Here is a 19,138-nt window from a genome sequence, read left to right as displayed (position 1 = left end):
GGTTCAGCGCCGGGTGCCGGTGCCGACCAGGGTGCGCTCGTACGGGTCGAGGAGCACCCCGCCGACGGTGTCCGCAACCCCGGTGACGACCCGCTGGTGGACCAGGGGGACGACGGCGTCGGTCGCGAGGATCACGGCCTCGGCGGCCAGGGCGGCGTCCTGCCGTTCGCCGGTGTCGACGACGGCTTGGGCCCGCTCGACGGCCCGGTCGACGTCGGTGTCGCACAGCAGGGCCAGGTTGTAGCCGCCGTCGCAGGTGAAGTCGCTCGCGAGCAGGGAGACCGGGTCGCCGGTGTCGAGGAGGCTGTTGCGGGCGCCGACGACGGCGTCGAACCTCCCGGCGAGCGCGTCGCCCTCCAGTCGCGCGTACGCGCGCACCTCCAGCTTCACGGTGAACCCGGCGCTCTCCAGCTGCTGCTTCAACACCTGGGCGAATTCGGGGAGTTCGGGCCGGTTGTCGTAGGTGGCGAGGGTGAGGGAGGCCCCGTCGGGCCGCCCGGCCTTCGCGCGTCCGGTGGGCGCGATCCGTTTGGCCTCCGCCCAGGTGACGGCGGGGCCGAACAGCCCTGCGCCGGGGTCGGCGTGCCCCTCGTAGACGCCTTCGGCGAGCGCGTCGGTGTCGACGGCGGCACGGGCCGCGGCGCGCAGTGCGGGGTTCGTGAACGGGCCCGACTCGGTGTTGAGGAGCAGGCTGGTGGTGCGGGTGGTGGCGGTCTCGCGGCGGCTGTCGGTGTCGAGCGCGGCGGCCTGGGAGACGGGTATCGCCTCGGCGATGTCGATCTGTCCGGTGCGCAGGGCGTTGGCGCGGGCGGTGCCGTCGGCGATGAAGCGGGCGTCGATGCCGGAGGCCTGGGCGCGGCCCGCCCAGTGGTCGTCGAAGCGGTCGAGGGTGGCGGAGGTGGTGCCGTCGACCCCGGTGAGGGTGAAGGGGCCGGTGGCGGTGCCGACCGGGTCGACGGTGTCCTCGTCGGCGTAGGCCTTCGGGGCGAGGACGGCGAGGCCGGGGCCGGCCAGCCGTAGCGGCAGTGCGGGGTCGGGTGCGGTCGTGGTGATCCGTACGCCGGTCGCACCCTGCGCCCGGGCCGTGAGGGTGACGCCGGACAGGGCGGCCGGGGCGGGCGCGGCGCGGCCGGCGCGGGTGAGGGCGGTGACCACGGCGGCGGGGGTGACCTCCGTGCCGTCCTGGAAGACGGCCTCGCGCAGGGTGAACAGCCAGGTCCGGTCGTTCTCCCGGCGCCAGGAGGAGGCGAGCGCGGGTGCCGCGGCGCCGTTGGCGTCGAGGGCGGTCAGGCCCTCGGTCACGCCGAGGCGGCTGAGGATCGTGGCGTCGGCGCCGTACGGGGAGAGGTTCTCGGTGGGCGGGAAGGCGAGGGCGACGCGCAGCCGCGCGCCGTCCTTGCCGTCGGCCGCCCCTCCGGCGTCACCGGTGGAGGCGAAGCAGCCGGTGAGCAGCGGCGCGAGGAGGAACGCGGTGAGGAGGCGGGGGCGGCGGGGAGGGCGCATGGGGGGGGAACGACCTAGCGGGTGAGGGAGGGCAGGGGGACCTCGAAGTGGACGATCCGCTGGCCGCCGGGGTCCTCGCGTTCGTCGTGCACGACCTTGCCCAGCGACCGCCAGAAGCCCTCGGCTCCCTCGACGGCCGGGTCGGTGTGCAGATAGGCGGAGCGGTATCCGCCGTCGGCGGCGGCGAAGGCGAGGAGTTCTGTGACGAGCCGGCGGGCGAGTCCGCGCCGCCGGTGCTCGGGGCGTACGTAGACCCGGCGCAACTGCGCGCTCGCGCCGGACGGGAAGCGTGCGGCGACCTGTCTCGGGTTCGGCGGGTGTGCGGGTCCGCGGGAGTCCAGCGCGGCGGTGCCCACGACTTCTCCGTCGGCGCCGTCCAGCGCCACGAGCAGGGTGTGGCGGACCGGGGCGAGGTAGGCGGCGGCCGGGTCGATGATGTCGCCGTGCCAGCGGGGGACGTATCCGGTGCCGAAGTCGCGGTAGACGGTGTCGAGCATGACGGCTCGGGCACCGTCGAGGTCGTCGGGCCCCGCGGGCCTTATGCAGTAGTCACGCACCTGCACATCATATGCATTAAGACGACTGCCGATGATCACCCCACTCCCGACCACCCCGACACGCCACCACCGCCCCGCCCCGCCGACTTGACAGTGATCACGATCGGGCCCTAAATCTAGGCACATGACATTCATTTTCAAAACGGCGGGCCGCTAGATGCGCATCGCGTTCGTCGGCAAGGGCGGCAGCGGCAAGACCACGCTGTCGGCGCTGTTCGCCCGCGAGCTGGCACGGTCGGGTGCGCCTGTGCTGGCCGTCGACGGCGACATCAACCAGCACCTGGCCGAGGCGCTCGACCCCGGCGCCGGCCCGTTCACCGCTCCTCCCCTGGCCGCGCACACGGGTGAGATCAAGGACCTCCTGCGCGGCACCAACCCGCGGATCACGTCCCGCGAGGCGATGGTGAAGACCACCCCGCCGGGCCGGGGTTCACGCCTGCTGCGACTGCTGGGCGACGACGCGTTGCACACCCGTCACGTCCAACGGGTCGGCGGTGTACCGCTGATGGTCACCGGCGCGTTCGACGAGAGCGATCTGGGGGTGGCCTGCTACCACTCCAAACTCGGCGCCGTCGAGCTCTACCTCGGGCATCTCGTCGACGGCCCCGGCGAGTACGTCGTCGTCGACATGACCGCGGGCGCCGACGCCTTCGCCTCCGGCCTGTTCACCCGCTTCGACATGACGTTCCTGGTGGCCGAACCCACCCGCAGGGGCGTCTCCGTGTACCGGCAGTACCGTGACCACGCCGCCGAGTTCGGCATCCCGCTCGCCGTGGTCGGCAACAAGGTGACCGGCGAGGACGACCTGCTGTTCCTCAAGGAGCAGGTGGGCGACGACCTCCTCACCCACCTGACCCTCTCCCCCTGGGTCCGCTCCGCCGAACGTGGCACAGCCCAGGGCGAGTTGGAGGCGGACAACCGGCACGCGCTCACCGTCCTGCGCGAGACGGTCGACGCCCGTCCCAAGGACTGGACGACCCTGCACCGGCACGCCGTCGAGTTCCATCTGCGCAACGCCCGCGCCTGGGCGGACACGGCGACGGGCCAGGACCTGTCGGCCCAGGTGGACCCGGAGTTCGTCCCCGGTCCCGCGTCCCTCGTCTGACCACCCCGTGACCGCCCCGTGACCAACCCGGCAGCCATCTCCCTTCCCCGCGCTTCCCTCCCCCACGACAGAAACAGGACACCCATGTCTCTCGACGTCTCTCCGAAGCTCCTCGCCGAGGCCGAAGCCGGTGACATCCGCGAGGCGGACTTCGTCGACACCGTCCGCACCTCACTGCCGTACGCCTACGACCTCGTGGAGTCCCTCTCCGTCCGACTGCACGCCGGCATCGCCGAGTTCACCGACAACCAGACCCCGCCGCCGTCCGAGCAGGAGCGCGGCCAGCTGCTGCGCGCCCTCGCCAGCGACGCGATCCGCGGCAGCCTGGAGCGCCACTTCGGCGTGGCCCTCGCCTTCCAGAACTGCCACCGGGTGGCGGCCTTCCGCCCGGAGGCGCGGGACGGACAGACGTACGCCCGCTTCACCTCGACCCGGGCACAGGTACTGAACCAGTCGGCGGAACTGCGGGACTGCTGACCGGCAGACAGGGGGCGCGCTCCGGCGTCACAACCCCCAGTCCGGCAGGCGTGGTTCGCTCACCGCCCCGGGGATGTCGCACCAAGGGCGCAGTTCCTTGTACGCCTTGGCGCGGCCGTGGTGCCGATCAGCCAGCACAGGGCGACGGACACGACGGTGAACGCGACGGTGACCAGCAAGGAGTGGAGGAGTGCCTCGCCGACGGGGGCGTCATAGTCCACCGACGCCCGGTAGTTGTCGACGCCGGACCAGGGGGCGGCGCCCCAGTCGCGGATGCGCCTGGGAGGCGAGGTTGGCGGAGGCGGACTGCCACAGGAGCATCGCGGTACGGCCCTTGGCGAAGTCGCTGACGGACTGGTTCTGCGCGTACTCGGCGCTGCCGGGCGGGACGGCTTTGCCCTTCGCTATGAGGTCGGCGTACTGCTTGATCGCGGCGACGACACCGTCCGAGGTGAAGTCGGGTCTGCCGTCGGCGGTGAAGAACTCGGCGCCGTGCTGCTGGGCGAAGACGAAGACGTGGTGGACGTTCTCGGAGAGGTTGGCTCCCTCGGCGCCGAGGACCTGCTTGCCCGTCGCGCGGATCTTCTTGCCGTCGGCCACCAACTCCGCCCAGGTGGCGGGTGGTCGACTGATTCCGGCGTCGGCGAGGGTCTGCTTGTTGTAGTAGAGCGCGTATGCCATCGAGTACAGGGGGACGGCGGCCGGGTCCTTGCCCTCGGCGCCGGTGGAGCCGAGGGCGGAGTCGACGAACCGGTCCTTGCCGCCGATCTCCGCGAGGTTCGGCCGGTCCCACGGCAGCAGCGCGCCGGTGGCCTGGAGCGAGGCCGACCAGGTGTTGCCGATGTTCAGCACATCGGGGCCCTGCCCCGAAGTCGCCGCCGTGAGGATCCGGTTGAGGAGGTCCGACCAGGGGACGACCTCCAGTTTCACCTCGATCCCGGTCCGCTTCTCGAACTTGTCGAGTTCGGGCCGCAGCACCTTCTGGTCGATCTCGATGCTCGCGCCCTGCTGGGAGGCCCAGTACGTCAGCGACTTGGGCGAGTCGTTCGACCCGCGGCTCTGATGATGCGCATGGGTCGACCCCCTGTACTCATGATTTAATTTAAGACGTGAGTTAAACCGCGGACGAGGGAGGCGTCAAGAGGTGCGGCATCGCTCGGGGAACTCGCGCGCCACCACTTGACGTGAGTGTTCGGGTAGTTGAAGCATTCAGCGACGAGAGAGCGCTCTCAAGAGTGCCGCCGTTCACTTCCTGAATCAGCCGCTTCCGTCCCGTGTGTCAGCCGTTCGCCACGAGCCGCCCGAGCCGCCCCACCGAGGAGAGCCGCCCATGACCCACACCCCAGACCAGTCCACCGAGCCGGCCACCGAGCTTTCCCCCGCACAGTCCGTCACGCAGTCCACCACGCCGTCCCCCGGAGAACCTGCCGCTCCGCGCCGCAGAGCGGTCCTCGCGGCGGCCGCCGCGGTCGCGCCCGCCCTCGCCGGGGTGTCGGCCGTACCGGCCGCGGCCGCTCCCCCCACCTCGTCGGCCCCGCGCCCCCGCCTCCTCCCGGGTGGCGGCGACCTCGGCCCGAACGTCCTGGTCTTCGACCCGTCCACCCCGGACATCCAGGCCCGACTCGACGAAGTGTTCCGGCAGCAGGAGTCCGCCCAATTCGGCACCGGACGGCACGCGTTGCTGTTCAAACCCGGCACGTACCACGGCCTCAACGCCCAACTGGGCTTCTACACCTCCATCGCCGGCCTCGGACTCTCCCCCGACGACACCACCATCAACGGGGACGTGACGGTCGACGCCGGCTGGTTCGGCGGCAACGCCACGCAGAACTTCTGGCGTTCGGCGGAGAACCTCGCGCTCGTCCCCGCGAACGGCACCAACCGGTGGGCCGTCGCCCAGGCGGCCCCCTTCCGCCGGATGCACGTCCATGGCGGCCTCGACCTCGCCCCCTCCGGCTACGGTTGGGCCAGCGGCGGCTACATCGCCGACAGCCGGATCGAGGGCCAGATCGGACCGTACTCGCAGCAGCAGTGGTACACCCGGGACAGCGCGATCGGCAGCTGGCTCAACGGCGTCTGGAACATGGTCTTCTCCGGCGTCGAGGGCGCCCCCGCCCAGAGCTTCCCCGACCCGCCCTACACCACGCTCGACACGACCCCCGTCTCCCGCGAGAAGCCGTTCCTGTACGTCGACGGCGGCGGCGCCTTCCGGGTGTTCCTGCCCGCCAAGCGGACGAACGCGCGCGGGGTCAGCTGGGGCAACGGCACCCCGCGCGGCACCTCCCTGCCTCTGACCCGGTTCTACGTCGCCCGGCCGGGCGTCCCCGCGGCGACCCTCAACCAGGCCCTCGCGCAGGGCCTCCACCTGCTGCTCACCCCGGGCGTCTACCACCTCGACCGGCCGATCCGGGTCGACCGCGCCGGCACCGTCGTCCTGGGCCTCGGATACGCCACCCTCATCCCGGACAACGGCGTCACCGCGCTGAAGGTCGCCGACGTCGACGGGGTCCGCCTCGCGGGCTTCCTGGTCGACGCCGGTCCCGTCAACTCGCCCACCCTGCTGGAGATCGGGCCGCGCGGCGCCTGGCGCGACCACTCCGCCAACCCCACCACCGTCCAGGACGTGTTCGTCCGGATCGGCGGCGCGGGCGCCGGCCGGGCCACCACCAGCCTGGTCGTCAACAACCGGCACACCATCGTCGACCACACCTGGGTCTGGCGCGCCGACCACGGCGACGGCGTCGGCTGGGAGACCAACCGCGCCGACTACGGCGTCGTCGTCAACGGCCACGACGTGCTCGCCACCGGACTGTTCGTGGAGCACTTCAACAAGTACGACGTGCAGTGGTACGGCCAACGCGGCCGCACCATCTTCTTCCAGAACGAGAAGGCCTACGACGCCCCGAACCAGGCCGCCGTCCAGAACGGCCCGGTCAAGGGCTACGCCGCCTACAAGGTCGGCGACGACGTCACCACGCACGAGGCCTGGGGCCTGGGCAGCTACTGCTTCTACAACGTCGACCCCACCATCGTGCAGCACCACGGCTTCGCCGCCCCGAACACCCCGGGCGTGAAGTTCCACGACCTGCTGGTGATCTCCCTGGGCGGCAAGGGCCAGTACGAGGCGGTGATCAACGACACCGGGGCGCCGACGTCGGGGACCTCGACGGTGCCGTCGACGGTGGTGTCGTATCCCTGAGCGGATATCCCGCAGGCGGTATGCAGGATGCGGTGTCCGAGAGGCCGCATCCTGCATACCCGCCGTCCGCATGTCGCATACGGCCGACGGTCGACGGTCGACGGCCGACTCCACGGGGGACCCTCGGGGGCTCCGTGTACAGGAGCCTCCGAGGGCGGCGGCGGGAGCCTACGGCGTCATCGCCGCCGTCGCGGGTGCCGGGGCGTACCCCGTCGGCCGGGCCGTGAAGGTGCCGCGGCCCTGGGTGCGGCTGCGCAGCCGGGTCGCGTAGCCGAACAGCTCCGCCAGCGGGACGGTGGCGGTGACCACCGCCGAACCGCCGCGGACCACCGATTCGGTGACCCGGCCGCGTCGGGCGGCGAGGTCCCCGAGGACCCCGCCGACGGCGTCCTCGGGCACGGTGACCGTGACCTCGACGACCGGTTCCAGCAGGACCATCGCGCAGGCGCGCAGCGCCTCCCGGAGCGCGAACCGGCCCGCCGTGCGGAAGGCCGTGTCGGAGGAGTCCTTCACATGGGTCGCCCCGTCGGTCAGGGTGACCCGCAGCCCCGTCACCGGGTGACCGCCGAGGGGGCCCTCGGCGAGGGCGTCCCGGCAGCCGGCCTCGACGGCCCGCACGTACTCCTGCGGCACGCGTCCGCCGACGACCGACGACCGGAACTCGAACCCGTCCTCCGACGCCTCCACATCGAGTACGACGTGCGCGAACTGCCCGGCCCCGCCGTCCTGTTTGACATGCCGGTACACCACACCGGACACCCCGCGGCCCACCGTCTCCCGGTACGTCACCCTGGGGCGGCCGACGTTGACGTCCAGCCCGAGGGAACGGCGGATCTTCTCCACCGCCACCTCCAGGTGCAGTTCACCCATGCCCGACAGCAGGGTCTGCCCGGTCTCGGGATCGGTCCGCACGACCAGCGACGGATCCTCCTCCGCCAGCCGGGCGAGCGCCGAGGCCAGCCGGTCGGTGTCGGTGCTCCGGCACGCCTCGACCGCCACCGACACGACCGGGTCGGCGACCCCGGGCGGCTCCAGGACCAGCGGGTCCCCGGGCGCGCTGAGGGTCGAGCCCGGCCGGGCCGACTTCAGCCCGACGACGGCCACGATGTCCCCGGCGACCGCCCGGTCCACCTGGGCGTGCCGGTCGGCCTGCACCCGCAGGATCCGGCCGATCCGCTCGACACGACCCGTGCCGGACTCCCACACCGGGTCTCCCTTCTCGATCGTTCCGGAGTACACCCGCAGGTAGGTGAGCCTGCCGGTGGGGGTGGCGCCGACCTTGAAGGCGAGGGCGGCGAACGGGGCGGCGGGGTCGGCGGGGCGTCGCTCGTCGGCGGTGTACGGCATACGGTCGACAGCACGGTGCATACGGTCGGCAGCAGGGTGCATGCGGTCGGCGGCAGAGTGCATACCGTCGACCGTCGCCCCGCTCCGACCGCGCCGCACACCGTCGACACCCTGCCGGATCCCGCATACCGCCGGCACGTCCAGCGGCGACGGCAGATAGTCGACGACGGCGTCCAGCAGCGGTTCGATCCCCCGGTTGCGGTACGCCGATCCGCACAGGACGACCACCCCGTCCCCCGTGCGGGTCAGGTCCCGCAGGGCGGCGGTGAGGGTCTCGGCGGAGAGCGTCTCCCGGTCCCAGAACTCCTCCAGCGCGGCCGGGTGCCGTTCCGCGACCGTCTCCTCCAGGAGCCGGCGCCGGCGCAGCGCCTCCTCCCGCAGCGCCTCCGGTACGTCCCCTTCGACGGCGGTGTCGCTGCCGTCGCCCCAGGTCAGGGCCCGTAGGCGGAGCAGGTCCACGACGCCGGTGAAGGTGTCCTCGGCGCCGATGGGGAGGTGGACGACGAGCGGGACGGGGTGCAGGCGTGCGCGCAGGGAGGCGACGGCGGTGTCGAGGTCGGCGCCCGCGCGGTCCATCTTGTTGACGAACGCGATCCTCGGTACGCCGTGCCGGTCGGCCTGGCGCCACACCGACTCGCTCTGCGGTTCCACGCCGGCGACGGCGTCGAACACCGCCACCGCCCCGTCGAGGACCCGCAGGGCACGCTCCACCTCGTCGGCGAAGTCGACGTGTCCGGGGGTGTCGATCAGGTTGACGCGGTGGCCGTTCCAGTCGCAGCTGACGGCCGCGGCGAAGATGGTGATCCCGCGGTCGCGCTCCTGGGGGTCGAAGTCGGTGACGGTGGTGCCGTCGTGGACCTCGCCGCGCTTGTGCGTGGTCCCGGTGGCATACAGGATCCGCTCGGTGACGGTGGTCTTGCCGGCGTCGACGTGGGCGAGGATGCCCAGGTTGCGCACGGCGGCGAGGTGACGACGGTCGAGGTTGTTGCGCACGGCCCTTGGCCTTTCGGGTGTTCTCGGGGAACGGGCGGCGCGATGGGCTGATGCCGTGTGAGGGGCGCGCCGTCGGCTCGGTGGAGCGGACGGCGCGCCGGTGTACCCGGACGGGCGTCAGCGCATCCGGTGTCCGGCGCGCAGCGGACACCGGACGGACCGGGACACGAGGATCACCTCGTAGCGTGCGCGGGGAGCGACGGCGCGGGTGTGGTCTCGCATGGCCGTGCTCCCTTCGTTCGTGGTGGTGCCGGTGCGTGCTGGTGGGCCGCGGCCCGGTCGTGGGCGGTGCTCGGCCTGCGGTGAGTGTAGGAGCGGGTCGGTGCGCCGCGCACGGCATTTACCTCACGCGGGTGTGGCCGGCTCCGGGTAGAAGTGCCGTCGCACTCGACGCAGCCAGGCCTCCGCCGCGCGTTCGTCGGGCTGTTCGGGCAGCACGCTCGGGGTGTCGGCGAACTCCTCCTCGAAGCCGCGCAGCAGCGGCAGGGCGGCCGCGGGGTCGGCGGCGACCTGTTCGCCGAAGCGGTGGTAGCTCTCCGGGTCGTCGACGCGGATCGTCAACCGGCCCTCGGCGTACAGCTCGTAGCCCTGAGTGCAGAGCCGCTTGAGGTGCCGGGCGTGCTTGGCGATGCGCTTCGTGGTCTGTTCGGTGGGTGTGCCGTCGCCGCGGTTCTGCAGTTTGCGGAACTGCTGGGTGGCGTAGCCGAGGTAGGCGTCGCGGACGCGTCGGGAGCCGAGCAGTGTGGTGCGGATGTCGCGGAGTTCGTCGCCGAGGGGGGTGCGGATCTCGTACAACTCGTCGGGGAGCCAGACGAGTTCCATGACGGTCGGGTTGCCGCCGAGGGCCAGCCGGCACCACTTGGCGGCCTCGTGCAGGGTGCGGTCGGGCGCGGTGGAGACGTGGGACTCCTTCGGCGTGTGCAGGCCGTGCAGGTCCTCGGTGGGGGCGGCGAACATGCCGAGGCGGTCCACGTCGGATCCCGCGTGGGCGAGGCCGTAGGCGGTCGAGCCGACGACGCCGGACAGAAGGATGTTACTGACGGTCACTGGTGCCCCCGTGGGTGGGCGCCCGGCGAGGTGCCCGGGCGTCGGAACCGCCATGATGCCCCGGCGCGCACCCCGCCCACCTCACCTTTTCGGCCGACGGCGACCGCGTCCCGCCCTTCCTGCCTCGTTCCTGCCTCGCCCCCCGGCCCCCGTGCCGGCCTTCTTCCTCACCTCCGCGCCATGTGACATATTACTGGGGTGACCAAGCGACCTTGCGGTGACGTGGTGGTCGTCGGCGCCGGCATGATGGGCGCCGCCTGTGCGCTGTACGCGGCCCGTGCCGGGCTCGATGTCGTGCTGGTGGACCGCGGTCCGGTGGCGGGCGGCACCACCGGTGCGGGTGAGGGCAACCTCCTCGTCTCCGACAAGGAGCCCGGTCCCGAACTCCGACTGGCCCTGCTGTCCCTGCGGTTGTGGGCGGACCTCTCCGAAACGCTGGGCGCGGCGGTGGAGTACGAGCCGAAGGGCGGGCTGGTCGTCGCGTCCACGCCGGAGTCGCTCACCGCGCTGACGGACCTGGCCGCCGGCCAGCGGGCCGCCGGGGTGGAGACCGTCACCGTCGGTGCCGACCAACTCCACGCGTACGAACCGCACTTGGCGCCCGGTCTCGCGGGTGGTGTCCTGTATCCCCAGGACGCCCAGGTGATGCCCACGCTGGCCGCCGCCCATCTGGTGCGGGCCTCCGGCGCCCGCCTGGAGACGGGCCGGACCGTGACGGGCGTCCTGCGCGGCGCCGACGGCGGAGTGCGCGGGGTGCGCACCGACCGGGGCGATCTCCTCGCGCCGGCCGTGGTGAACGCGGCCGGCACCTGGGGCGGTGAGATCGCGGCGATGGCTGGGGCGGCCCTGCCCGTACTCCCCCGCCGCGGGTTCGTGCTGGTCACCGAGCCGCTGCCACCCCGGGTACGGCACAAGGTGTACGCCGCCGACTATGTGGCGGACGTGGCCAGCGACTCCGCCGCGTTGCAGACCTCTCCGGTCGTCGAGGGCACCGCCGCCGGGCCGGTGCTGATCGGCGCGAGCCGGGAACGGGTGGGCTTCGACCGGTCGTTCTCCCTTCCGGTCGTGCGGGCGCTCGCCGCCGGGGCGACCCGGCTCTTCCCCTTCCTGGCGGACGTGCGGGTGATGCGCACGTATCTCGGCTTCCGTCCGTACCTGCCGGACCATCTGCCCGCGATCGGGCCCGACCCGCGTGTGCCGGGGCTGTTCCACGCCTGCGGTCACGAGGGCGCGGGCATCGGGCTGGCCACCGGCACCGGTCATCTCCTCGCGCAGGCGCTGACCGGCAAGAACCCGGAGCTGGACCTGACGCCGTTCCGTCCCGAGCGCTTCGCCGAGATCGAGGAGGCCGCACCGTGAGCACGTACAAGTCCCCCTGTGGAGCACGCTCTTGAACCCGCTGCGGCTGGTGCGGGCCCGGCCCGGCGCACCGTTCACGGTGACCTTCGACGGCCGTGAGGTCGAGGCGCTGCCGGGTCAGACCCTCGCGGCCGTGCTGTGGTCCGCCGGTGTCACCGCCTGGCGGGGCACCCGGGGCGAGGGCCGGCCGCGCGGGGTGTTCTGCGGGATCGGCGTGTGCTTCGACTGCCTGGTCACCGTCGACGGCCGCCCCAACCAGCGCGCCTGCCTGGTTCCCGCCGTACCGGGCGCGGACGTCCGTACGCAGGAGGGGACGGGCCACGATGACTGACCACAGCCCCGTGATGGCGGTGATCGGGGCGGGACCGGCCGGTCTGGCCGCCGCCCTGGCGGCGGCCGCGCGGGGTGTCCGGGTGACGCTGGTCGACTCGGCCGCGGAACCGGGCGGCCAGTTCTACCGGCAGCCCGCGCGCGGCCTCGGCGCCCGCCGTCCCGAGGCGCTCCACCACCAGTGGCGCACCTGGCGGCGCCTGCGTGCCGGACTGGACGCGTGCATCGCCTCCGGGCGGGTCACGTATCTGAGTGAGCGTCATGTGTGGTGCGTGGAGGGGGAGTCGTCCGGTTTCACCGTGCACGCGTTGCTCGGTCCGGAGCAGCGGGAGTCCGTCGCGCTGCGTGCCGACGGGGTGCTGCTGGCGACCGGCGGCTACGAGCGGGTCCTGCCGTTCCCGGGCTGGACGCTGCCCGGTGTGGTGACCGCGGGAGGCGCGCAGGCGCTGCTGAAGGGCGGACTCGTGCTGCCGGGCCGTACCGTGGTCGTGGCGGGGACGGGCCCGCTGCTGCTGCCCGTCGCGACCGGTCTCGCGGCGGCGGGCGCGAGGGTGGCCGCCCTGGTCGAGTCGGCCGACCCGAGGGCCTTCGGACGCCGCGCCCGTTCCCTCGCCGCAGCCCCGGCCAAGCTCGCCGAGGGCGCCGGCTACGCCGCTCAACTCCTCCTGCACAGAGTTCCTGTGATGGTCCGTCATACGGTCCTGGAGGCGCACGGTGACGAGCGCCTGGAGTCCGTGACGGTCGCCGCGCTCGACTCCGAGGGGCGCCCGGTGCCGGGCAGCGCCCACCGCGTCCCCTGCGACACCCTGGCCGTCAGCCATGGACTGCTGCCGCACACCGATCTCGCGGACGGGCTCGGCTGCGGTCTCGACGGGGTGACCGTGCGCGTGGACGGGGAACAGCGCACCGACGTCCCCGGCGTCTGGGCGGCGGGCGAAGCCACGGGCGTCGGCGGCGCGGCCCTGTCGCTGGCCGAGGGTCACATCGCCGGACGCTCGGCCGCGGCCCGCCTGCGGGGCACCGCCCCCGACCCCGGCGGCTGGGCGTCGGCGGCCCGCACCCGAACCCGGCTGCGTGCCTTCTTCGCCGCGGTCGACGGCGCCTACGCCCCCGCGGCCCACTGGGCGGAGCAGGTGACCGACGGGACGGTGGTGTGCCGGTGCGAGGAGGTCACGGCCGGGGAGGTCCGTGCGGCCGTGGGCTCGCTCGGCGCCGGTGATCTGCGTACCGTGAAGCTGCTGACCCGGGCCGGGATGGGCTGGTGCCAGGGCCGGATGTGCGAACCCGGGGTGGCGGGCGTGGCGGGCTGCGCTCCGGCCCCGGCCCGCAGACTGCTGGCCCGCCCCGTCCCCCTCGGGGTCCTGGCCGAACCCCCGCCCCCACCGTGACCCGCTCGCACCGCTCCCCGCCCGAGCGGTGAGCCGTACCGCGCCCACCGCCGCTCCCCTACCACCCAGTGCCATGTCACATGCCATCGGCGAAAGACCGGAAGAGAGGCCCGCTCCCATGACCAGCTCCGAGCACCGCCCCTGGCGGGGCGTCCTCGTCGCCACCGCGCTCCCGCTGCGCGACGACCTCTCCGTCGACCACGACCGCTACGCCGAGCACTGCGCCTGGCTGGTGACGAACGGCTGCGACGGCGTCGTACCGAACGGCTCGCTCGGCGAGTACCAGGTCCTCACCCCCGAGGAGCGCGCCCGGGTGGTGGAGACCGCGGTGGCCGCGATCGGCGGGGACCGGGTGATGCCGGGCGTGGCGGCGTACGGCTCGGCGGAGGCGCGGCGCTGGGCGGAGCAGGCGCGGGAGGCGGGCTGCGGGGCGGTGATGCTGCTGCCGCCCAATGCCTACCGCGCCGACGAGCGGGCGGTGCTGGCGCACTACGCGGAGGTCGCCGGGGCGGGGCTGCCGGTGGTGGCGTACAACAACCCGATCGACACCAAGGTCGACCTGGTGCCGGAGCTGTTGGCCCGGCTGCACGCGGAGGGGCTCGTCCAGGCGGTGAAGGAGTTCTCGGGCGATGTGCGGCGCGCCTACCGGATCGCGGAACTCGCTCCGGAACTTGATCTGTTGATCGGTGCGGACGACGTGCTGCTGGAGTTGGCGGTGGCCGGGGCGAAGGGCTGGGTGGCCGGATACCCCAACGCGCTGCCGAGGGCGTCGGTGGAGCTGTACCGGTCGGCGGTCGCGGGCGATCTCACCACCGCGCTGCCCCTGTACCGGCAGTTGCATCCGCTGCTGCGCTGGGACTCGCGTGTCGAGTTCGTCCAGGCGATCAAACTGTCGATGGACGTGGTGGGCCGGCACGGCGGCCGGTGCCGTCCGCCGCGGGTCCCGCTGCCGCCGGAGCAGGAGGCGGCGGTCCGCGCGGCCACCGAGAAGGCCGTCGCCGCCGGCCTCGCCTAGCCGGACGCGTCACAACCCCACTGCACAGAAGGGCTTTTCATGCGCAGCAGACTCGTCCTGCACGCCGTCGACTCGCACACCGAGGGCATGCCCACGCGGGTGGTGACGGGCGGGATCGGCACCATTCCGGGCGCGACGATGAACGAGCGGCGGCTGTACTTCCGTGAACACCGCGACGACATCAAGCAGTTGCTGATGAACGAGCCGCGCGGCCACTCCGCCATGAGCGGTGCGATCCTTCAGCCGCCCAGTCGGCCGGACTGCGACTGGGGTGTCGTCTACATCGAGGTCTCCGGCTATCTGCCGATGTGCGGGCACGGCACGATCGGCGTGGCGACCGTGCTGGTGGAGACCGGCATGGTCGAGGTCGTCGAGCCGGTCACCACCATCCGGCTGGACACCCCGGCCGGGCCGGTCGTGGCCGAGGTGGCCGTCGAGGACGGCGCGGCCACGGCGGTGACCCTGCGGAACGTGCCGTCGTTCTCCGTCGGCCTGGACCGCAAGGCGACCCTGGCCAACGGCCGGACGGTGACGTACGACCTGGCGTACGGCGGGAACTTCTACGCGATCCTGCCGCTGGAGGAGTTCGGGCTCCCCTTCGACCGGGCCCGCAAGGACGACATCCTGGCGGCCGGGCTGTCGCTGATGGAGGCGATCAACTCCGAGGAGGAACCGGTCCATCCGGAGGATCCGTCGATCCGCGGCTGCCACCACGTCCATCTGTACGCGCCCGGCTCCACCGCCCGCCGCTCCCGGCACGCGATGGCCATCCATCCCGGCTGGTTCGACCGTTCGCCCTGCGGTACGGGCACGAGCGCGCGGATGGCGCAGCTGCACGCGCGCGGTGAACTCCCCCTGCACACCGAGTTCGTGAACGAGTCGTTCATCGGCACCCGGTTCACGGGCCGGCTGCTCGGCACGACGGAGGTGGCCGGGCGTCCCGCCGTTCTTCCCAGCTTCACCGGGCGGGCCTGGATCACCGGAACGGCACAGTACCTGCTGGACCCGAAGGATCCGTTTCCGGCCGGGTTCGTGCTGTGACGCCGGGGACCTCACCGCCGTAGATACTGGTGCTACGTGATATGGCACAGCCCGTACCGAGGAGATCCGCCATGGCCGCCCCGCCCCCGAGCAGCAGCCCGACGCCCGCAGCACCGGCTCCGCTCTCGCTCCCGGTGCTCGGCGGCCGGCGCAGCAGCTACCGCGAGCGGGTCGCCGACGCGCTCAGGGCGGCGCTGATCGCGGGCGAACTGCTGCCCGGGGAGGTGCACTCGGCACCGGCCCTGGCCGCCCGTTTCGGCGTGTCGGCGACCCCGGTGCGCGAGGCGATGCTGGACCTGGCCAAGGAGGGCCTGGTGGACGCGGTGCCCAACAAGGGGTTCCGGGTCACGGACGTCTCCGACCGGCAGCTCGACGAGTACACGCACATCCGTGCCCTCATCGAGATCCCCACGGTGGCGGGGCTGGCGACGACGGCCGACCCGGTGTCGCTGGAGGCGCTGCGGCCGGCCGCCCGGGAGATCGTGGCCGCCGCGGTGGCGGGTGATCTCATCGCCTATGTGGAGGCCGACACCCGTTTCCACCTGGGCCTGCTCGCCCTGGCCGGCAACGCCCATCTCGTGGAGGTGGTGCGGGACCTGCGCGGCCGGGCCCGGCTCTACGGACTGACCGCGCTGTCCGCCTCGGGCCGGCTGCTGGCCTCCGCCGAGGAGCACCTGGAGCTCCTGGACGCCCTGCTGGCGCGCGACGAGCGCGCCGTGCGCGAGATCATGACACGGCACCTCGGGCATGTGCGGGGGCTGTGGGCGTCGGCCCACGGATGACCGCCCAGCCGACCAGCCGACCAGCCGACCAGCCGACCAGCCGACCAGCCGACCGACCAGGGAGTAACCGTTTGCGCCCCTGATCACACCTTCTTCCCCACCGCTTGCCTGTGATCCTTGTCGCGGGCGGGTGAAGCGTGGCCGATGCGCCGGATGGGCAGTCACTTGCCCGTGCGTGAAAGGATGGCATCTCACTTGTGGGGGAATTCGTGCGGCTGTGTGTGATCGGTGCGGGTCTGTCAGGTCTGGCGACGGCACACGCCCTCAGGACCGCGGGGGTCGACTTCGTCTGTCTGGAGCAGGCGGGCGACGTCGGGGGGCTCTGGCGCCGTCCGGAGGCGGGCGAGCGCGGTCCCGGCTATCTGTCGCTGCACCTCAACACCGCCAAGAATCTGACCGGTTACGCGGACCATCCGATGCCGACGTCCTACCCGCTCTATCCGAGGCACGATCAGATCGCCTCGTATCTACGCGCGTTCGCCGACTGGGCCGGCATACGGGACCGTATCGAGCTGGGGACGACCGTGGAGTCCGTACGGCGGGACGCGGACGGCGCGTGGACGGTCGTCAGCCGGGACGCCGAAGGCACGGTGTCGTCCCGCACCTTCAGCCATGTGGTCGTCGCCTCGGGGCACAACTCGGAGCCGTCGATGCCCGAGTTGCCGCGGGGCGCGGAGACGTTCACCGGGACGATCCGCCATTCCCTCGACTACCTCGACGGCGGTGAGTTCGACGGGCAGCGCGTCGTCGTCGTGGGCCTCGGCAACTCCGCCGTGGACATCGCGGCGGACCTCTCCCGGCACGCCGAGCTCACGGTCCTCTCGGTGCGCCGCGGTCTGCACATCATGCCCAAGCAGCTGTTCGGCATGGCGCTCGACCAGATCGCCGACGCCGCGTGGTGGGTCAGCATGTCCCTGCCCGAGCAGCGCCGTTTCATCGAGCAGGCCCTGCTGGTGGCCCGCGGCAAGCTCCGCGACCACGGGCTGCCGGAGCCGGACCATCCGGTGTTCTCCTCCGCCGTCACCATCTCCGACGAGATCCTCAGCCGTATCCGCCACGGCGCGGTCACGCCGAAGCCCTCGATCGACTCCCTCGACGGCGACCGGGTCCTCTTCACCGACGGTACGTCCGTACAGGCCGACGCGATCGTGTACTGCACCGGGTACCGGATGTCCTTCCCGTTCCTGGAGCCGGGCTCACCCATCGGCGCGCAGGGTCTCGTCGAGCTGTACAAGCGGGTCGTCGCCCCGGATCTTCCGGGGCTGTACTTCGTCGGACTGGTCCGCCCCGTCGGTTCGATCACCCGGCTGGTGGAGGCCCAGGCCCAGTGGATCGCGCGGCTCGTCACCGGGGAGGCGGTGCTGCCGGACGAGGAGCTGATGCGCAAGGAGATCGCGACCTACCTGAGCGGTGTCGCGGGTCAGTACGGGCAACGGGAGGGGGCGTCGGTCCAGGTCAACGTGGCGCCGTATCTCCAGGAGTTGCGGGAGGAGTACGCCTCCCGGTGACCCGCCGGACGGGGTGGGCGGGGTCGGCAGGGCCAGCGGGGCCGGCGGGGCAAGGAAATGCCCGCCCCGGAGGGCGGGCATCGTCTTCCCGTGGGTGCGGCCGGCGCTTCAAGGAACCGGCACGGCCACGGGGTGGCTCACTTGGTCAGCCAGTTGAGGAACTTGCTCCACACGCCCGCCTGTTCGGGCTGACGGCCAGCAGGCGCGGCCGGGCGCTGCGGTGCCTGGACGGTGGTCTGCCGGACCGGCCGGGTCACCGGCTTGATCGGGGTGAACCGCGTGGGCAGCGTGACGAGTCCACGGCTGAACGCGCCCGGACGCCACGTCAGGCTCTGCTCGGGCACGCTGATCTCGACGTCGGGCAGCCGGTTGAGGAGGTTCTCGACGGCCGACACGACGATCTGGCGTGCGGGCTCCTTGGAGGGGCAGGCGTGCGGGCCCGCGCTCCAGGCCAGGTGCGCCCGGTTGCTGCCGGCCTTGCGGGCCGCCGACAGCGTGGGGCCGGTGTTGGCGGCGGCGATGCTGACCAGCATCAGGTCGCCGGCGGTGAGCTTCTGCCCGGCGAACTCCATGTCGGACACCGGGTAGTGGGCGGCGAAGTTCGTCATGGGCGGGTTCTCCCACAACGTGTCGTCCATCGCCTCCTCGATCAGTCCGCCCTCGTGGGCGTACCGGTCGTCGGTGAGGATCCGGTGCAGGGTGTTGCCGATGAGGTTGACCAGCGGCTCGGCGCCCGCGCCCAGCAGCAGGGAGACCTGGTGGACCATCTCCTCGTCGGACAGGTTGGTGTGGTGCTTCAGCAGCCAGGAGGTGACGTCCTCGCCGGGCTTGCGCCGCTTGAGGGCGATCAGCTCGCCGACGGCCTGGAACAGCACCTCGGCGGCCTGTTCGGCGTTGATCCCGTCGAACATGCCGGAGATGCCGAAGAAGACACGGTCGCCGATGTCGGCGGTGCAGCCGAACAGTTCGTTGAACACGAACAGCGGGAGCTGCTTGGCGTAGGAGCCGACGAGGTCGGCCGAACCGCGCTCGCTGAACTGGGAGATGAGGAAGTCGGAGATCCGCTCCACGCTCTGGCTCAGCCGCATCGGGTCGATGCGGGCCATGCTGTCCGTGATGGACTGACGCAGCCTCAGATGCTCGGCGCCGTCGGAGGACATGCAGTTGGGCCGGTAGGCGAGCACGGGGAGGACCGGGCTGTCGGGGGCGATACGGCCCTCGTTGAAGTCCCGCCAGCGGCGCGCGTCCTTGCGGAACGAGCCGGAGTCCTGGAGGAGTTGGAGTGCGGTGGCGTACTCGGTGACGAGGGTGGCCTCGACTCCCGGGGCTATCTCCACGGGTGCGGTGGGCCCGTAGTGCCGCAGATAGGTGTAGTAGGCCTGCGGATCGGCCGCGTACTCAGGCCCGTACAGCGGCACTCGGCCGCCGGGCTGGTGCGCCGGGCAACCCGGAGGGGGCACGGGGGCGGTGGGTTGGGCGTCCATTTC

Annotated in this window: 15 protein-coding genes and 2 pseudogenes; 10 read left to right on the top strand and 7 right to left on the bottom strand. The window is 72.4% G+C overall.

Going from position 1 to position 19,138, the window contains the following annotated elements:
* Positions 1 to 3: 3 nt before the first annotated feature.
* The gene (locus tag ABZ490_RS28185) at positions 4 to 1,503 is read right to left on the bottom strand and encodes an ABC transporter substrate-binding protein (RefSeq protein WP_358995597.1); all 1,500 of its coding nucleotides are present in this window, start codon (positions 1,501 to 1,503) and stop codon (positions 4 to 6) included.
* Between the two features lie 14 nt (positions 1,504 to 1,517).
* Positions 1,518 to 2,060 carry a GNAT family N-acetyltransferase gene (locus tag ABZ490_RS28180; protein WP_358995593.1) on the bottom strand — a complete coding sequence of 181 codons (543 nt, stop codon included), beginning with the start codon at positions 2,058 to 2,060 and terminating at the stop codon, positions 1,518 to 1,520.
* Between the two features lie 157 nt (positions 2,061 to 2,217).
* Here ABZ490_RS28180 and ABZ490_RS28175 point away from each other — a divergent pair, with 157 nt between their 5' ends.
* Both ABZ490_RS28175 and ABZ490_RS28170 read left to right on the top strand, forming a co-directional pair.
* Positions 2,218 to 3,165: an ATP-binding protein gene (locus ABZ490_RS28175; protein WP_358995590.1), complete on the top strand. Its 948-nt coding sequence runs from the start codon at positions 2,218 to 2,220 to the stop codon at positions 3,163 to 3,165.
* Positions 3,166 to 3,249: 84 nt separating this feature from the next.
* Complete coding sequence (locus ABZ490_RS28170) at positions 3,250 to 3,642, top strand: SCO5389 family protein (protein WP_358995587.1); 393 nt, start codon at positions 3,250 to 3,252, stop codon at positions 3,640 to 3,642.
* Positions 3,643 to 3,752: 110 nt separating this feature from the next.
* On the opposite strand, the pseudogene ABZ490_RS28165 reads toward ABZ490_RS28170, so the two are convergent.
* Positions 3,753 to 3,917, bottom strand: a pseudogene (locus ABZ490_RS28165) (sugar ABC transporter permease); the annotation flags it as partial.
* A gap of 4 nt (positions 3,918 to 3,921) precedes the next feature.
* Positions 3,922 to 4,695: pseudogene (locus ABZ490_RS28160) on the bottom strand (extracellular solute-binding protein); the annotation flags it as partial.
* 277 nt (positions 4,696 to 4,972) lie between these two features.
* Here ABZ490_RS28160 and ABZ490_RS28155 point away from each other — a divergent pair.
* Positions 4,973 to 6,841 carry a coagulation factor 5/8 type domain-containing protein gene (locus ABZ490_RS28155; RefSeq protein WP_358995584.1) on the top strand — a complete coding sequence of 623 codons (1,869 nt, stop codon included), beginning with the start codon at positions 4,973 to 4,975 and terminating at the stop codon, positions 6,839 to 6,841.
* A gap of 168 nt (positions 6,842 to 7,009) precedes the next feature.
* Here ABZ490_RS28155 and ABZ490_RS28150 read toward each other — a convergent pair whose 3' ends face one another.
* Positions 7,010 to 9,181, bottom strand: coding sequence for an elongation factor G (locus tag ABZ490_RS28150; RefSeq protein ID WP_358995582.1), 2,172 nt, complete (start codon positions 9,179 to 9,181; stop codon positions 7,010 to 7,012).
* 345 nt (positions 9,182 to 9,526) lie between these two features.
* Positions 9,527 to 10,228: a nucleotidyltransferase domain-containing protein gene (locus tag ABZ490_RS28145; RefSeq protein ID WP_358995579.1), complete on the bottom strand. Its 702-nt coding sequence runs from the start codon at positions 10,226 to 10,228 to the stop codon at positions 9,527 to 9,529.
* 198 nt (positions 10,229 to 10,426) lie between these two features.
* Here ABZ490_RS28145 and ABZ490_RS28140 point away from each other — a divergent pair, with 198 nt between their 5' ends.
* From ABZ490_RS28140 to ABZ490_RS28110, 7 genes are all read left to right on the top strand, one after another.
* A complete protein-coding gene (locus ABZ490_RS28140; RefSeq protein WP_358995577.1) occupies positions 10,427 to 11,587 on the top strand; it encodes an FAD-binding oxidoreductase in 1,161 nt (386 codons plus the stop codon).
* Positions 11,588 to 11,618: 31 nt separating this feature from the next.
* Positions 11,619 to 11,918: a (2Fe-2S)-binding protein gene (locus tag ABZ490_RS28135; protein WP_358995574.1), complete on the top strand. Its 300-nt coding sequence runs from the start codon at positions 11,619 to 11,621 to the stop codon at positions 11,916 to 11,918.
* The gene (locus ABZ490_RS28130) at positions 11,911 to 13,305 is read left to right on the top strand and encodes an NAD(P)/FAD-dependent oxidoreductase (protein ID WP_358995572.1); all 1,395 of its coding nucleotides are present in this window, start codon (positions 11,911 to 11,913) and stop codon (positions 13,303 to 13,305) included. The genes ABZ490_RS28135 and ABZ490_RS28130 overlap by 8 nt, the downstream gene beginning before the upstream one ends.
* Positions 13,306 to 13,423: 118 nt before the next feature.
* Positions 13,424 to 14,320 (top strand): dihydrodipicolinate synthase family protein, encoded by an 897-nt coding sequence (locus tag ABZ490_RS28125; RefSeq protein WP_358995569.1) that lies wholly within the window; start codon positions 13,424 to 13,426, stop codon positions 14,318 to 14,320.
* Positions 14,321 to 14,359: 39 nt separating this feature from the next.
* Positions 14,360 to 15,361: a proline racemase family protein gene (locus ABZ490_RS28120; protein ID WP_358995566.1), complete on the top strand. Its 1,002-nt coding sequence runs from the start codon at positions 14,360 to 14,362 to the stop codon at positions 15,359 to 15,361.
* 71 nt (positions 15,362 to 15,432) lie between these two features.
* Positions 15,433 to 16,143: a GntR family transcriptional regulator gene (locus ABZ490_RS28115; protein ID WP_358995563.1), complete on the top strand. Its 711-nt coding sequence runs from the start codon at positions 15,433 to 15,435 to the stop codon at positions 16,141 to 16,143.
* Positions 16,144 to 16,352: 209 nt separating this feature from the next.
* Entirely contained in the window at positions 16,353 to 17,651 is a 1,299-nt protein-coding gene (locus ABZ490_RS28110) for an NAD(P)-binding domain-containing protein (protein ID WP_358995876.1), read from the top strand.
* Between the two features lie 137 nt (positions 17,652 to 17,788).
* On the opposite strand, the gene ABZ490_RS28105 is transcribed toward ABZ490_RS28110, so the two are convergent.
* Positions 17,789 to 19,135: a cytochrome P450 gene (locus ABZ490_RS28105; RefSeq protein ID WP_358995561.1), complete on the bottom strand. Its 1,347-nt coding sequence runs from the start codon at positions 19,133 to 19,135 to the stop codon at positions 17,789 to 17,791.
* Positions 19,136 to 19,138: the final 3 nt, after the last annotated feature.

The organism is Streptomyces sp. NPDC005811 (genome assembly GCF_040630405.1).
Taxonomy (GTDB): Bacteria; Actinomycetota; Actinomycetes; order Streptomycetales; family Streptomycetaceae; genus Streptomyces.
This window is presented reverse-complemented; position numbering and strand designations above follow the sequence as displayed.

Coding starts and splice junctions, on each gene's coding strand:
- ABZ490_RS28105 (WP_358995561.1), bottom strand. CDS start 19,135: ATGGACGCCCAACCCACCGCCCCCGTGCCCCCTCCGGGTTGCCCGGCG.
- ABZ490_RS28170 (WP_358995587.1), top strand. CDS start 3,250: ATGTCTCTCGACGTCTCTCCGAAGCTCCTCGCCGAGGCCGAAGCCGGT.
- ABZ490_RS28185 (WP_358995597.1), bottom strand. CDS start 1,503: ATGCGCCCTCCCCGCCGCCCCCGCCTCCTCACCGCGTTCCTCCTCGCG.
- ABZ490_RS28125 (WP_358995569.1), top strand. CDS start 13,424: ATGACCAGCTCCGAGCACCGCCCCTGGCGGGGCGTCCTCGTCGCCACC.
- ABZ490_RS28130 (WP_358995572.1), top strand. CDS start 11,911: ATGACTGACCACAGCCCCGTGATGGCGGTGATCGGGGCGGGACCGGCC.
- ABZ490_RS28115 (WP_358995563.1), top strand. CDS start 15,433: ATGGCCGCCCCGCCCCCGAGCAGCAGCCCGACGCCCGCAGCACCGGCT.
- ABZ490_RS28175 (WP_358995590.1), top strand. CDS start 2,218: ATGCGCATCGCGTTCGTCGGCAAGGGCGGCAGCGGCAAGACCACGCTG.
- ABZ490_RS28120 (WP_358995566.1), top strand. CDS start 14,360: ATGCGCAGCAGACTCGTCCTGCACGCCGTCGACTCGCACACCGAGGGC.
- ABZ490_RS28155 (WP_358995584.1), top strand. CDS start 4,973: ATGACCCACACCCCAGACCAGTCCACCGAGCCGGCCACCGAGCTTTCC.